This window comes from Amycolatopsis sp. FBCC-B4732, from assembly GCF_023008405.1.
Classification (GTDB): Bacteria; Actinomycetota; Actinomycetes; order Mycobacteriales; family Pseudonocardiaceae; genus Amycolatopsis; species Amycolatopsis pretoriensis_A.
This window is the reverse complement of the sequence record NZ_CP095376.1, coordinates 872,086-885,167: the sequence shown is the minus strand read 5'-3', so window position 1 is coordinate 885,167 and position 13,082 is coordinate 872,086. Positions and strand designations below refer to the sequence as shown.

General features: G+C 70.9%; 12 protein-coding genes. 4 read left to right on the top strand and 8 right to left on the bottom strand.

What is annotated here, in order from left to right:
- Window positions 1-9 precede the first annotated feature (9 nt).
- Window positions 10-834: a formate dehydrogenase accessory sulfurtransferase FdhD gene (gene fdhD, locus MUY14_RS03210; protein WP_247020612.1), complete on the top strand. Its 825-nt coding sequence runs from the start codon at window positions 10-12 to the stop codon at window positions 832-834.
- Between the two features lie 191 nt (window positions 835-1,025).
- Here the strand turns inward: fdhD and MUY14_RS03205 are convergent, their stop codons facing one another.
- Complete coding sequence (locus MUY14_RS03205; RefSeq protein ID WP_247020610.1) at window positions 1,026-2,462, bottom strand: carotenoid oxygenase family protein; 1,437 nt, start codon at window positions 2,460-2,462, stop codon at window positions 1,026-1,028.
- 74 nt (window positions 2,463-2,536) lie between these two features.
- Here MUY14_RS03205 and MUY14_RS03200 point away from each other — a divergent pair, with 74 nt between their 5' ends.
- Window positions 2,537-3,244, top strand: a complete 708-nt coding sequence (locus tag MUY14_RS03200) for a TetR/AcrR family transcriptional regulator (RefSeq protein WP_247020608.1) — start codon at window positions 2,537-2,539, stop codon at window positions 3,242-3,244.
- Window positions 3,245-3,423: 179 nt separating this feature from the next.
- On the top strand, window positions 3,424-4,305 hold the full coding sequence (locus MUY14_RS03195; protein WP_247025042.1) for an alpha/beta hydrolase family protein: 882 nt from the start codon (window positions 3,424-3,426) through the stop codon (window positions 4,303-4,305).
- 27 nt (window positions 4,306-4,332) lie between these two features.
- Here the strand turns inward: MUY14_RS03195 and MUY14_RS03190 are convergent, their stop codons facing one another.
- The 7 genes from MUY14_RS03190 to MUY14_RS03160 all read right to left on the bottom strand — a co-directional run bounded on the left by MUY14_RS03190 (window position 4,333) and on the right by MUY14_RS03160 (window position 10,832).
- Complete coding sequence (locus MUY14_RS03190) at window positions 4,333-5,256, bottom strand: sensor histidine kinase (RefSeq protein WP_247020606.1); 924 nt, start codon at window positions 5,254-5,256, stop codon at window positions 4,333-4,335.
- A 53-nt stretch (window positions 5,257-5,309) separates the two neighbouring features.
- Window positions 5,310-5,720, bottom strand: a complete 411-nt coding sequence (locus tag MUY14_RS03185) for a hypothetical protein (RefSeq protein WP_247020604.1) — start codon at window positions 5,718-5,720, stop codon at window positions 5,310-5,312.
- 52 nt (window positions 5,721-5,772) lie between these two features.
- The gene (gene clpX / locus MUY14_RS03180; RefSeq protein ID WP_004562779.1) at window positions 5,773-7,068 is read right to left on the bottom strand and encodes an ATP-dependent Clp protease ATP-binding subunit ClpX; all 1,296 of its coding nucleotides are present in this window, start codon (window positions 7,066-7,068) and stop codon (window positions 5,773-5,775) included.
- Window positions 7,069-7,295: 227 nt separating this feature from the next.
- Window positions 7,296-7,949, bottom strand: coding sequence for an ATP-dependent Clp protease proteolytic subunit (locus MUY14_RS03175; RefSeq protein WP_247020602.1), 654 nt, complete (start codon window positions 7,947-7,949; stop codon window positions 7,296-7,298).
- A gap of 28 nt (window positions 7,950-7,977) precedes the next feature.
- The gene (locus MUY14_RS03170; protein WP_247020600.1) at window positions 7,978-8,583 is read right to left on the bottom strand and encodes a ClpP family protease; all 606 of its coding nucleotides are present in this window, start codon (window positions 8,581-8,583) and stop codon (window positions 7,978-7,980) included.
- 138 nt (window positions 8,584-8,721) lie between these two features.
- Window positions 8,722-10,113, bottom strand: coding sequence for a trigger factor (tig, locus tag MUY14_RS03165; protein ID WP_247020598.1), 1,392 nt, complete (start codon window positions 10,111-10,113; stop codon window positions 8,722-8,724).
- Between the two features lie 128 nt (window positions 10,114-10,241).
- A complete protein-coding gene (locus tag MUY14_RS03160) occupies window positions 10,242-10,832 on the bottom strand; it encodes a TetR family transcriptional regulator (protein ID WP_247020596.1) in 591 nt (196 codons plus the stop codon).
- 138 nt (window positions 10,833-10,970) lie between these two features.
- Between MUY14_RS03160 and MUY14_RS03155 the strand changes: the two genes are divergently transcribed.
- Entirely contained in the window at window positions 10,971-13,067 is a 2,097-nt protein-coding gene (locus MUY14_RS03155; protein ID WP_247020594.1) for a fatty acid desaturase, read from the top strand.
- Window positions 13,068-13,082 lie beyond the last annotated feature (15 nt).

Genomic DNA, 13,082 nt, shown 5'->3' with positions numbered 1-13,082 from the left:
GGTGAACGGATGGGCAGGGTGACCGTGCGCAGGCCGGTGCGGCGGATTTCCGCGACCGGGGACCGGCGCCGTCCCGACTCGCTCGCCGCCGAAGAGCCCCTCGAGCTGCGGGTCGGCGGCAAGGCGCTGGCCGTCACCATGCGCACCCCGGGCAACGACGTCGAGCTGGCCCACGGCTTCCTGCTGTCGGAAGGCGTGATCGGTGGCCGTGAAGACATCGCGGTGGCGCGCTACTGCGACGGCGTCGACGACCAGGGCCGCAACACCTACAACGTCCTCGACATCGCGCTGGCCGCCGGGGTGGCCCCGCCGGACACCGGCGTCGAGCGCAACTTCTACACCACCTCTTCGTGTGGCGTCTGCGGCAAGGCCGCGCTCGACGCGGTCAAGCTCAAGACCCGCTTCTCCCCCGCCGAAGCGGCCTTCGCCGTGAAGACCGGGACGCTGGCCGCCCTGCCGGACGCGCTGCGCGCCCGGCAGAAGGTGTTCGCCAGCACCGGCGGCCTGCACGCGGCGGCGCTGTTCACCCCGGACGGCGAGCTCGCGGTCGTCCGCGAAGACGTCGGCCGGCACAACGCGGTCGACAAGGTGCTCGGCTGGGCCGTCCTCGAGGACCGCATCCCCGCGCCGGGCCACGGCCTCCTGGTGTCCGGGCGCGCGTCGTTCGAGCTGGTGCAGAAGGCCGCGATGGCGGGCATCGGACTGCTGGCCGCGGTGTCCGCGCCGTCGTCACTGGCGGTCGAGCTGGCCGAGGAGAACGGCATGACGCTCATCGGCTTCCTGCGCGGCGACTCGATGAACCTCTACACCGGCGACCACCGGGTGCTGGTCTAGGACGCGACCCAGTTGCCGTGGAAACCGTGGGGCACGCGGTCGGTCAGCCGGGTGACCGGCGGCTTGCCGCCGAGCCGGCCGGCGGTCCAGGCCGGGCCCGGCCGGTGCGGCCCGCGCAGCCTTCGGCGCGGTAACGGTCGGCCCACTTCGCGGCGGTCTTCGGTGGGCGAAGCGGTCCCTGGACATCACATCTAGGAGGCGACCCAGTTGCCGTGGAAACCGTGGGGCACGCGGTCGGGCAGGTGGATCGCCGCCACCGTCTCCAGGGTTCCCGCGTCGAGCACCGTCAGGTCGCTGCGCTGGGACGCCGGGTCGTACACGAACCCCATCAGCACGCCGTCGTCCTCGGCCGCGTCCTCGTGGCACGGGACGAACACGAACTCGCCGGGCTGCCGTCCGCCGCCGAACGCGCGCTCCTGGCGGGAGCCCGTGCGGAAGTCGTGCTTGAACAGGGAATTGCCCGGGTTCGCCTCGCCGTCGGTCGAGATCGCGTAGCCGTAGCGGTGGTGCCTGCCGACGAGCCGCTCGTCGACGCGCGGGAACTCCTGGCCCCGGTCGTCGAGCCGCTCCTCCAGGACCTTGCCCGCGTTGAGGTCGACGGTCCAGCGGTCGAGCGTCGGGCCGCCTTCGCCCGGGCCGTGCAGCTCCTGGTCGAACATCTTCGGGTGGCGCACGACGTCCAGCACGACGCTGTCGCCGTCGTCGTAGGCGTTGAGCGGGTGGAAGACGTAGCACGGCTCGACGTCGAACCAGCGGACGTCGCGGCTCTGGCCGTCTCGCGGCATGACGCCGATCCGCGCGGGGTACTTCTCGTTCCAGCGGTAGGGCAGGCCGCCGTTCGCCCCGATCTTGTTCGCCATCATCGCCGACACCGGGTCCGGCACGCGGACCTTGCCGACCATCGCCGAAAGCACCAGCTTCGCCGGGGTGCGCAGGGCACCGGGCACGCCGGTCGCCACCGCCATCCCGGCGTTGAACGTCACCGGCAGGTCGTAGAAGACGACGTACTTCTCGGTCAGCGAGAAGTCGTGCATCATCGGTGACCCGGTCACCTCGACGTCGACCGTGCGGCGGGTGCGCCCGGCCGCGTCGATCACCGAGTACTGGACCTTGTTGCCCATGCCGAAGAAGTACGAGACGGCGTGCAGCTCGCCGGTGCCCGGGTCGCGCTTGGGGTGGGCGGTGTAGCCGCCGGGGAGCGTGCCGTCGAAGTCGCAGCGGCCGACGGTGTCGAGCTCGTCGGTCAGCTCGTAGATCGGCGCGCCCGCCTCGACCAGCGCGAGCGTCTTGCCGGCGTGGCCGATCACGTTGGTGTTGGCCCCGAGCGCGTCCAGGCCGCAGAACCGGCTCGCGTCCTCGCCGTTCAGCGTCGCCTTGACCGACTCGTTGCGGACCCAGCGGTTGCGGTACCACTCGGCCTTGCCGTCGCGCAGGCGCACGCCGTGGACCATGCCGTCGCCCATGAACCAGTGGTAGGCCGCCGGGTCCACTTCGGACAGCGGGTTGGGGCCGTTGCGCAGGTAGCGGCCGTCGAGGAACTCGGGGATGTGCCCGGTGACGGCGAGCTCGGTGATCGTGTGCTCCCGGCTGACCGGGGCGAAGTTTCCCTCGAGGAACTTGTTGCCCATTGCGTGACCCCTCCGCGACTTCCATAACTCGGTTATGGATACAGGTATAACAGGGTTATGGGATACTGGCAAGCATGAGCCCCAAACCGCGTGCGTCCGACGTCAAGGCCAAGCTCGTCGAGGCCGCCATCCGGCTGCTCGACGACGGCGGCCCGGAGACCCTGCAGGCCCGCAAGCTGGCGGCGGAGGTCGGCGTCTCGACGATGGCGGTGTACACGCACTTCGGCGGCATGGCCGCGCTGGTCGACGAGGTCGCGCGCGCCGGCTTCCTGCGGCTTTCGGAGTGGCTGGCCGGGGTCGGCGAGACCGACGACCCGGTGGCGGACATCTTCAGCCTCGCCCGCACCTACCGGCAGGCGGTCGCCGAGCAGCCCCAGCTGTTCGCGGTCACGTTCGGCCAGTCCGCCCCGGGCGGCAAGCGGGCGACGCTGTCCGACCTCACCACCGAAGAAGGCCGGGAAGCCGCTCCGGAGGGCCTGGAGGCCTTCGAGCACATCGTCCGGGCCACCGAACGGGCCATCGAGGCCGGCCGCTTCCGGCCCGCGGACAAGTACCAGGCGGCCGCCCAGCTGTGGAGCGCGCTGCACGGCTTCGTCACCCTGGAGGCGTCCGGGCACTTCGGGCCCGGCGAACAGGGCATAGACCACATTTTGATACCCCTCGGCATCACCCTCGCGGTGGGTCTCGGGGACACTGTGGACCGGGCCGAGCACTCGACCGATGCCGCGAAGGCGGCTTGGCGTGCGCGGACCGGAAACGCCGGGCAGGGTGGGAACGACTAACCCGGCGAGCGGGACGCGAGGGGAACGCGGAGCGGGTGCGCGGCGTCCTATGAGCAGCAGGCGGGGGACGGAGACAGGTGAACGAGGAAAACGGGGACGCGGAGCGCGCGGCAGGTGGGGACCAGCCGCAGCCCGCGAAGGCGGTCGCGGAGGCGGCGGTCCAGGGCGCGCGGCGCTGGCTGAGCCGCCGCTCGGTGCTGATCGCGGGTGCGTCGGGGCTGGCCGTGACCGGGCTGGCCGTGGGCACGGCGACCGGCAAGCTGCCGTTCAGCCAGGCCCTGCAGCGCACGCTGGGCGTGACGTCGTCGAACCCGACGACCCAACTGGGCAGCACCCGCGTGGAGCGCGTCTACTCCGCCGCGCGCGGCCGGATGGTCGACCTGGTGTTCATCCTGCCGTCGAAGACCCCGCCGAAGGGGCTGCCGATGTCGCTCGTGCTGCACGGCCTGCACGGCAACGCCCGCAGCGCGGCCCCGACCGGCACGCTCAAGCAGCTCGCCAGCGACGTCGCCCGCAAGGCGGTCCCGTCGTTCGGCTTCGTGGCCGTCGACGGCGGCGACAACTACTGGCACCAGGTCCACCCGGGCGACGACCCGATGGCGATGCTGCTGGAGGAGGTCCCGCAGTGGCTGCGGGCCCGCGGCTTCGCCGGCCCGGCCGGCCTGCCGTTCGCGTGCACGGGCGTCTCGATGGGCGGCTTCGGCGCCCTGGTCTACACCCGTCGCCGCGTCGAACGGCGCCAGCCGCCGGCCGCGGTGGCGACGCTGGCCCCGGCGCTGATCACGTCGTGGCCGGAGATGGCCAAGCGCCACATCTTCCCCGACGTACAGGACTGGACGGCGCTGGACCCGCTGCGCCACATCGACGAGACCAAGGGCGTCGCCAACGGCATCTGGTGCGGCACGGAGGACTCGTTCATCACCGGCGTCCGCCGCTACATCGACGCGGCCCGCCCGGCGGTCGCCCACACCGCGCACGGCAAGCACGGCGACCCGTTCAACCGGACGGTGGTCCCGAGCCTGATCAGCTTCCTCGGCAAGCACGTCCCCCGCGCGGACTGACACAGGCCGCCCCGGCAGGGTCCGGTGTCAGCCGCAACGGAAGTGGACCCGGGTCGTCGTGCGGCCCGGGATCCAGTACGTGCGGACCAGGTCGGCCAGCCGGTTCACCAGCAGCAGCCCGCGGCCGCCCAGGGTCGACGCCGGGGGTGGGATGCGGCCGGCCAGCGGGTCGGTGATCGTGCCCGCGTCGGTCACCTCGCCGACCACCTCGTCCCCCGCCGCCCAGAGCCGCAGGACGCCGGTGCCACCGCCGTAGAGGACGCTGTTCGTCGTCAGCTCCGCGATCGCCAGCGTGAAGTCGTCGCGGCGCGGGCGGCGCAGGCCGTGGCGGGCCGCCCAGAGCTCCGCGTAGCCCCGCAGTGCGGCCAGCTGGGCGATGTCGAACGTGCGCTCCGCCGCGCCGGGTGGCGGCTCCAGCGGGCGGCTCAGCTCCGCCCGGACGGCGTCGGGGTCGAAGCGCGGGCTCACGAACGGGCCGGCCAGGCCCCACAGCTCGGAGTGGGTGCGCTCGGCGTCGGCCAGCATCGACGGGGTCAGCGCCTCGACGTCGTACGGGCACAGCACCGCCGTGTCACGGCCGGCGAAAGCGTGGTTCATCAGGGCCTCGTGCTCCACGCACGCCGGGTATTCGGCGTCCGTGCGGCCGGCCCAGACCGGCTCGCCGACGATCCGCACCGGGCCCTCGTGCTCGGCGGCGAGGGCGCGCAGCATGGAAGGCAGGATGGCGCCGGGGTTGCGGCCCGCGCGGCTCAAGTCGATCAGCCGGACTTCGCCCGCCCGGCGATCCAAAGCCTTCTCGACCAGCAGGAGGTTGCGCGAGGGAACCGCGACGACCACGGGCTCGCCGCGGTCGATACCTTCGAGCAGGAACGGAATGACACCATCGAGGTACTCAGCGTCACCACGGTAGAGAAGTGCCGGATGCCGGAACGGTCTGAGGGCATCTACCACGGGGGCTGCATACCCACGCGCTCACGGCGTCAAACGATCCGGTCGGCGGGTTTTCACTCCACCCAGCGGCCGACGACCGAAATCAGCCAGAAGCCGACCATGGTCGCGAGCGCGAACAGAACCACCCAGTTGACCAGCTGACGTCGTTCGGTCGCGCCGCGGGCCTGCCACAGCCCGTAACCGCCCACGAGGAACAACGGCACCGGGAGGAGCGGCAACGGCGACAGCCGGGACACCACGGCCACGACGCAGGTGCCGGTGCACACGGCCAGCACGCCCATCAGCACGCGGTTGAGCCACGGGTACCGCTCGAACACGGACGCGATCACGCGCTCGCTCAGCTCGCGGAACCCGAGGACCGGCCCGGCGGCCACCGGTTCGGTGGCCGGGGCCGGTGGCGGCGGCGCTTGCACGCCACCGCCCGGGGCAGTGCCCCCGGTACCCGGGAAAGAATCAGCAGTCATTCAGCTTTTCCTGTCGGTCTCCGGGCCCGTGCGGGCCCGGAGACGGCCGGCGTCAGGCCGACTTTTCGCCGCGCTCGCTGCGCGCGCGCCGAGTCGGCTGCCGGGCGACGATCGTCGGGTTCACGTTCTCCCGGACGGTCTGCTCGGTGATGACGACCTTCGCCACGTCGTCGCGGCTCGGGATGTCGTACATGACCGGCTGCAGCACCTCTTCCATGATGGCGCGCAGCCCTCGGGCACCCGTACCCCGGAGGACCGCCTGGTCGGCGATGGCCTCGAGCGCGGTCTTGGTGAACTCGAGCTCGACGTTGTCCATCTCGAAGAGCTTCTTGTACTGCTTCACCAGGGCGTTGCGCGGCTGGGTCAGGATGTTGACCAGCGAGTCCTTGTCCAGGTGGTTCACCGTCGCCACGACCGGGAGCCGGCCGATGAACTCCGGGATCAGCCCGAACTTGATCAGGTCCTCGGGCATGGTGTCGGAGAAGACGTCGCTCTCCTCGATCTCGGACTTCGTGCGGATCTCCGCGCCGAAGCCGAGGCCACGCTTGCCGACCCGCTCGTTGATGATCTTTTCCAGCCCGGCGAACGCGCCGGCCACGATGAACAGCACGTTCGTCGTGTCGATCTGGATGAACTCCTGGTGCGGGTGCTTGCGGCCGCCCTGCGGCGGGACCGACGCGGTGGTGCCCTCGAGGATCTTCAGCAGCGCCTGCTGGACACCCTCGCCGGACACGTCACGGGTGATCGACGGGTTCTCGCTCTTGCGGGCGATCTTGTCGACCTCGTCGATGTAGATGATCCCGGTCTCGGCCCGCTTGACGTCGTAGTCCGCCGCCTGGATGAGCTTGAGCAGGATGTTTTCGACGTCTTCGCCGACGTACCCGGCCTCGGTCAGCGCCGTGGCGTCCGCGATCGCGAACGGGACGTTCAGCAGCTTCGCCAGTGTCTGCGCGAGGTAGGTCTTGCCGCACCCGGTGGGGCCGAGCATCAGGATGTTCGACTTCGCGAGCTCGACCGACTCCTCCTTGGAGTCCTTCGGGCCGGCCTTGTCGTCCGCCTGGATCCGCTTGTAGTGGTTGTAGACCGCTACCGCGAGCGTCCGCTTGGCGTCTTCCTGACCGATGATGTACTGCTCGAGGAACTCGTGGATGTCGGCGGGCTTGGGCAGCTCGTCGAGCTTGACGTCGCCGGCCTCGGCCAGCTCCTCCTCGATGATCTCATTGCAGAGGTCGATGCACTCATCGCAGATGTAGACCCCGGGGCCGGCAATGAGCTTCTTCACCTGCTTCTGGCTCTTCCCGCAGAAAGAACACTTCAGCAGGTCTCCGCCGTCACCGATCCGTGCCATGGCCTGTGACCTCGTCCCCTCCGGCGCGGGTTTCCGCGCCTGACTGTGTTGCGACGGTGCGGCCCCGGCCACCCGTGAACGAGCGGAGCCGCACGCATTGCCACTGACGGTACCCGTCCGATGCCGCGAGCGGGAACACCCACGAGCTCCGGGAGCACGTCAGAGGACGACCCTAAACCAGGATGCCGGTGTGTGTCGTCTTCTCGACACACACCGGCCTGGCGGATCTACAGCGCCGACGCCTTCCGGTACGGCAAGACCTCGTCGATGATGCCGTAGGACTTGGCCTCGTCGGCCGTCAGGATCTTGTCGCGCTCGATGTCCTTGCGGATCTGGTCCGCGTCCTTGCCGGTGTGCTTGGCCAGGATGACCTCCATCTGGCGCCGCACCCGCTGGATCTCGTTCGCCTGGATCTCCAGGTCGGAGACCTGGCCGTAGGTGCCCTCGGTGGCCGGCTGGTGGATCAGCACCCGCGAGTTGGGCAGCGCGTAGCGCTTGCCCGGGGTGCCGGCCGCCAGCAGCACGGCGGCCGCGGAGGCGGCCTGGCCGAGGCAGTACGTCTGGATGTCCGGGCGGACGAACTGCATGGTGTCGTAGATCGCCATCAGCGAGGTGAACGAGCCACCCGGCGAGTTGATGTAGATCAGGATGTCGCGGTCCGGGTCCTCGTGCTCGAGGTGCAGCAGCTGGGCCATCACGTCGTTGGCCGACGCGTCGTCCACCTGCACGCCGAGGAAGATGACGCGCTCTTCGTACAGCTTGTTGTACGGGTTCGACTCCTTGACGCCGTAGCTGGTGCGCTCGACGTACGACGGGAGGATGTACCGCGACTGGGGGACGGCCGGTGCCCGGAAGTCACCCGGGAGCCTGAAGTTGCTCATGATCGACTCTCCTGTGTGTACTTCGCGCTCAGTTCGAGGCCGGACGGGCGATGTCGCGGGTGAGGACGTGATCGACGAACCCGTAGTCCTTCGCCTCCTGCGCGGTGAACCAGCGGTCGCGGTCGCCGTCCGCGATGATCTGCTCGACCGTCTGCCCGGTCTGGTCCGCGGTGATCTGGGCCAGCTCGCGCTTCCACTTGTTGAACAGGTCCGCCTGGATCGCGATGTCCGAGGCGGTACCGCCGACACCGGCCGAGGGCTGGTGCATCAGGATCCGCGCGTGCGGCAGCGAGTAGCGCTTGCCGGGTGTGCCCGAGGACAGCAGGAACTGCCCCATCGAGGCCGCCATGCCCATCGCGTACGTCGCGACGTCCGGGCGGATCAGCTGCATGGTGTCGTAGATGGCGAACCCTGCCGTGACCGAGCCACCCGGCGAGTTGATGTAGAAGCGGATGTCGGATTCGGCGTCGTCGGCGTCGAGCAGCAACAGCTGCGCGGTGATCCGGTTGGCGACTTCGTCGTTCACCTCGGAACCGAGGACGACGATGCGCTCCTGGAGCAACCGCTCGAACACCGAGTCGGTGAGGGTGAGCCCTGCGGTGCCGGACCGCGCCTCGGGCGTGTGCTGCGTCACGTCTGCCTGCCTTTTCGCCGGCGGCGGCCCGGTGCTGACGGCCACCGCTGTCGTTTCAGATGCTTGAGATCTTGTATCCGACCCTAACGAACTTGGGCGGTGCAGAATGCCTGACACCGCCCAAGTTCGCTCACAGCTTCACTCCGCCGGAGTCTTCGCCGTTTCGTCGGTGACCTGCGTCTCCTGGGTTGCCTCGTCGGCGGCCGGCTCGTCCGAGCCGAACAGCTCGGTGAGGTCGACCTCGGCGCCGGAGCCGTCGGTCACGGCGGCCTTGCGGACCACCGAGGCGAGGGCCTTGCCGCGCCGGACGTCGGCGTAGATCGCGGTCAGCTGGCCCGACTGCTGGGCGCGCTGGACGTACTCGTCCGGGCTGATCCCGAAGCGCTGGGCCTGGTAGATGATCCGCTCGGTGAGCTCGCCGTCGTTGACCGAGACCTCTTCCTTGTCGGCGATGGTGTCCAGCAGCAGCTGCGTGCGGACGGCCTTCTCCGACTCGGTGCGGGTCTCCGCGTCGAACTCTTCGAGGGTGCGGCCTTCGGCCTCGAGGGCCTGGGCGAACTGGGCCTCGTCGTGATCGAACGGGTGGATCGCGTCGTGCTTGCGGTTCTCGATCTCGGCGTCGAGGACCTTCTCCGGGATCGGCACCTCGGTGCGCTCCAGGAGCTCGTCGAGCACCTTGTCGCGGGCCTGGACACCCTGCTGCATCTTCTTGACGCGGCCGAGGCGCTCGCGGAGGTCGCCCTTGAGCTCCTCGATGGTGTCGAACTCGCTCGCCATCTGGGCGAACTCGTCGTCGGCCTCGGGCAGCTCGCGCTGCTTGACCGACTGGACCGTCACGGTCACCTCGGCGTCCTTGCCGGCGTGCTCACCGGCGACGAGCTGGGTGGTGAACGTCTTGGTCTCGCCGGCGTTCGCGCCCACGATGGCCTCGTCGATGCCGTCGACGAGCTGGCCGGAGCCGATTTCGTAGGACAGCCCGGTGGTGCTCGCCTCCTCGACGGCCTCGCCGTCGACGGTCGCGGCCAGATCGATCGAAACGAAGTCGCCGGTCTCGGCCGGGCGCTCGACGCCGGTCAGCGTGCCGAAGCGGGCGCGCAGCTCGTCGAGCTGCTCGTCGACCTCGGCGTCGGTCAGCTCGACGTCGTCGACGGTGACCGCGAAGCCTTCGAGGTCGGGGAGCTCGATCTCCGGGCGCACGTCGACCTCGGCGGTGAACTCGAGGACGTCGCGGTCTTCGAGCTTGGTCACGTCGAACTCGGGGTTCCCGAGCGTGCGGACCTCGTTCTCGCGAACGGCCTCGATGTACTTGGCCGGGATGGCCTCGTTGACGACCTCGTCGAGCACCGGGCCGCGCCCGATCCGGCTTTCCAGGACGCGAGCGGGCGCCTTGCCGGGCCGGAAGCCCGGGATGCGCACCTGCTGGGCGATCTTGCGGTAGGCGCGGTCGAAGTTCGGCTTCAGCTCGTCGAACGGCACCTCGACATTGATCTTGACTCGCGTCGGGCTCAGCTGCTCGACGGTGCTCTTCAAGGTCTTCTCCTCGAGCGGTAACGATTGTGTAGGACAATCCTGCGGAAATGGCCCCGGTCACCTGCAGACCGGGAGGTCCGAGTCTAGGCCAGTGGCCCGCGCCGCCGGGGCGGGGGCCACCTGCGGCGTCACGACCCGAGCATCCGGCCGATCACCCAGCGCATCTGGCCGCTCGCGTGCTCGGCCGAGCCGCTGGGCTGCACCAGGTGGGAGAGCAGCAGCCGGACGAAGGCTTCGACCGCGACCGCCCACTCCGACGGGGTCAGCCGCACCTGGGGGTAGGCGCCCGCGAACACCGCGGCGACGGCGTCGACGGCCCGGCCCAGCACCGCCTCGGGCTGGGACGTGAGCAGCGGGAGGAAGTCGTCGCGGCCGCCCTGCGCGCCGCCGAGCGCGATCTCGATCAGCGGGTTGGCGCGGGCGGCTTCGAGGGTGTGCCGGAAGGCCTCGGTGACGCCGTCGATCGGGTCGTCCGGGTGCGCGGCGACGTCGGCGTGCACGCGCTCGACGAAGCGGTCGGTCTCGTCGAGCATCAGCGCCTCGGCGAGCTCGGCCTTCGAGCCTAGTTCGTTGTAGACGGTCTGCCTGCTCACCCCGACCCGCGCGGCCAGTTTCCCCATCGTCACGGCGGCCCAGCCGTCCGCGGCGATGACGGCCGCGGCCGCGGCCAGCAGCCGCTCGCGGGTGCGCGCCGGGGCGACGGGGGTGACGGCCTTCACAGGGCGAGCTTACCCACCGCTAACGTTCCGCTGGCGGGCCCCTTTTTTCGGAGCCTGCCAGAACGTTTACAAACCGGTCAGGGTTGTCTACGGTGACTCCCGCCTCGCCAGGAGCTTCTCGACCGAGGAGACCACTCGATGCCCGTCGCCCTCACCCAGCAGCACGGCCGGGTCGCCGTGGCGCCGACCGGGGAGTGGACGGCCCGCGCCGTCGTGCCCGCGCCCCGCGTCTGCCTGCCCGCCGTCTCGGTGCCGGCGCTGCTGCTGTTCGCCGGCGGCGCGGCGGTGTGGGCCACCGCGACGTGGCTGCTGCTGGCGGGACTCGTGCCGGCGGTGGTGACCGTGCTGCTGAACACCGTGGTCACCTTCGCGATGTACACCGTGGTCCACGAATCGGCCCACCACTCGGCGGGGAAGCTGACCTGGGTCAACGAGGTGCTCGGGCGGCTGGCGGTCCCGTTCGTCGCGGCCTACGCCTCCTTCCCCTCGCTGCGGTTCGTCCACGGGCTGCACCACCGCCACACCAACGCTTCGGCGCACGCCGACCCGGACGCGTGGACCTCGCGGGGCCCGCGCTGGCAGCTGCCGCTGCGCTGGCTGACCCTCGACATCTCCTACGCGCGCTGCTACTTCGCCCGGCTGCGGTCGCGGCCACCGCACGAGCTGGCCGAGACGCTGGTGGTGCTGGCCACGGCGCTGACGGCCGCGGCGGCACTGGTCACGAGCGGCCACGGCGTCGAACTGGTGCTGGTGTACCTGCTGCCGCAGCGGCTCGGGCTGGGCCTGCTCGCGTGGTCGTTCGGCTGGCTGCCGCACCACGGCCTGCCCGCCGCGGGACCGGAGGGCCGCTTCGGCACCACCCGGGTGCGCGTCGGGCTCGACCGGCTGCTGACCCCGGTGCTGCTCGCCCAGAACCTGCACCTGGTGCACCACCTGCACCCCGCCGTCCCGTTCCACCGGTACCGGCGGGTCTGGCTGGAGAACCGCGAGGCCTACTTGACCAGGGACGTCCCGCTGAGCACCGCGTGGGGCCGCGAGCTGACCGCGGCGGAGTACCTGGCGGCGGCCGGGCTCGAAACCGAACCCGAGGTCGTGGTGCCCGCTCCGGCCTCGCCGCCGCTCGGCCCGAGCCGCTTCCACCGGCTGCGGGTGCGCGAAGTCCGGCAGCTGACCGCGGACGCCGTCGCGCTCACGTTCTACGTCCCGCCGCAGCTCAAGGACGAGTTCCGGTTCACACCCGGCCAGCACGTGGCGGTCCGCGCGGTGCTCGACGGGCTGCCGGTGCGGCGGACGTACTCGATCTGCGCGCCCGCGACGTCCGGTGAGCTGCGGATCGCGGTGAAGCGGCGTCCCGGCGGCGCGTTCTCGAGCCACGCGACCACGGCGCTGGCCGAGGGCGACTTCCTCGACGTCCTGCCGCCGTCGGGCGGGTTCACGCACACCCCGGACCCTGCGCGGACCGCGCACTACGTGGCGCTGGCCGCGGGCAGCGGCATCACGCCGGTGCTGTCCATCCTGGTCAGCACGCTGTCGGCGGAGCCGCACAGCAAGGCGACGCTGCTGTACGTCAACACCTCCGGCGCGACCACGATGTTCGCGCGGGAGCTGAGCGCACTGGCCGAGGGCTTCGGCGGCCGCCTGCACGTCGTGCACTACCGCACCGACGAGCGCGACCCGGACCTGCACGCGCACCGGCCCCGCCAGTTCGACGTCGTCGGCGAAGCACTGGCCATTTCCCACGAGCGCTACCAGCGCGGCCGCCTCGACGGCACGCGGCTGCGCGCGCTCCTGCAGAACCGCCTGCACCCGGCGAAGGTCGACGAGTGGTTCCTGTGCGGCCCGCGGGGCCTCACGGATCTGGCCCGCCGCACGCTGGCGGACGCGGACGTCCCGGAGGAGAACGTCCACTTCGAACTGTTCCGCGGCGCGGCCCCGCTGCGCGACCCGGCGGGCGCCCCGGCCGCGGTGGCGGTGACCCTGGGCGGCCGGACGACGTCCATTCCGGCGGCCGCCGGGGAAACGGTCCTGGACGCGGCCCTGCGCGCGGGCTTCGAGGTCCCGTACTCGTGCACGGGCGGCGCGTGCGGGACGTGCCAGGCGACGCTGCTGCACGGCCAGGTCGAGATGGACGTCCGCTACGCCCTGACGGAGGACGACGCGGCGGCGAACCGGATCCTGACGTGCCGGTCGAGGGCGACGACCCCGGAGGTCGCGGTCGACTACGACCGCCGCTGACCCCCCGGCGCCGCC

Excerpts from the sequence above, each read along its gene's own strand:
- fdhD (WP_247020612.1), top strand. The coding sequence starts at position 10 with ATGGGCAGGGTGACCGTGCGCAGGCCGGTGCGGCGGATTTCCGCGACC.
- MUY14_RS03205 (WP_247020610.1), bottom strand. The coding sequence starts at position 2,462 with ATGGGCAACAAGTTCCTCGAGGGAAACTTCGCCCCGGTCAGCCGGGAG.
- MUY14_RS03200 (WP_247020608.1), top strand. The coding sequence starts at position 2,537 with ATGAGCCCCAAACCGCGTGCGTCCGACGTCAAGGCCAAGCTCGTCGAG.
- MUY14_RS03185 (WP_247020604.1), bottom strand. The coding sequence starts at position 5,720 with ATGACTGCTGATTCTTTCCCGGGTACCGGGGGCACTGCCCCGGGCGGT.
- clpX (WP_004562779.1), bottom strand. The coding sequence starts at position 7,068 with ATGGCACGGATCGGTGACGGCGGAGACCTGCTGAAGTGTTCTTTCTGC.
- MUY14_RS03175 (WP_247020602.1), bottom strand. The coding sequence starts at position 7,949 with ATGAGCAACTTCAGGCTCCCGGGTGACTTCCGGGCACCGGCCGTCCCC.
- MUY14_RS03155 (WP_247020594.1), top strand. The coding sequence starts at position 10,971 with ATGCCCGTCGCCCTCACCCAGCAGCACGGCCGGGTCGCCGTGGCGCCG.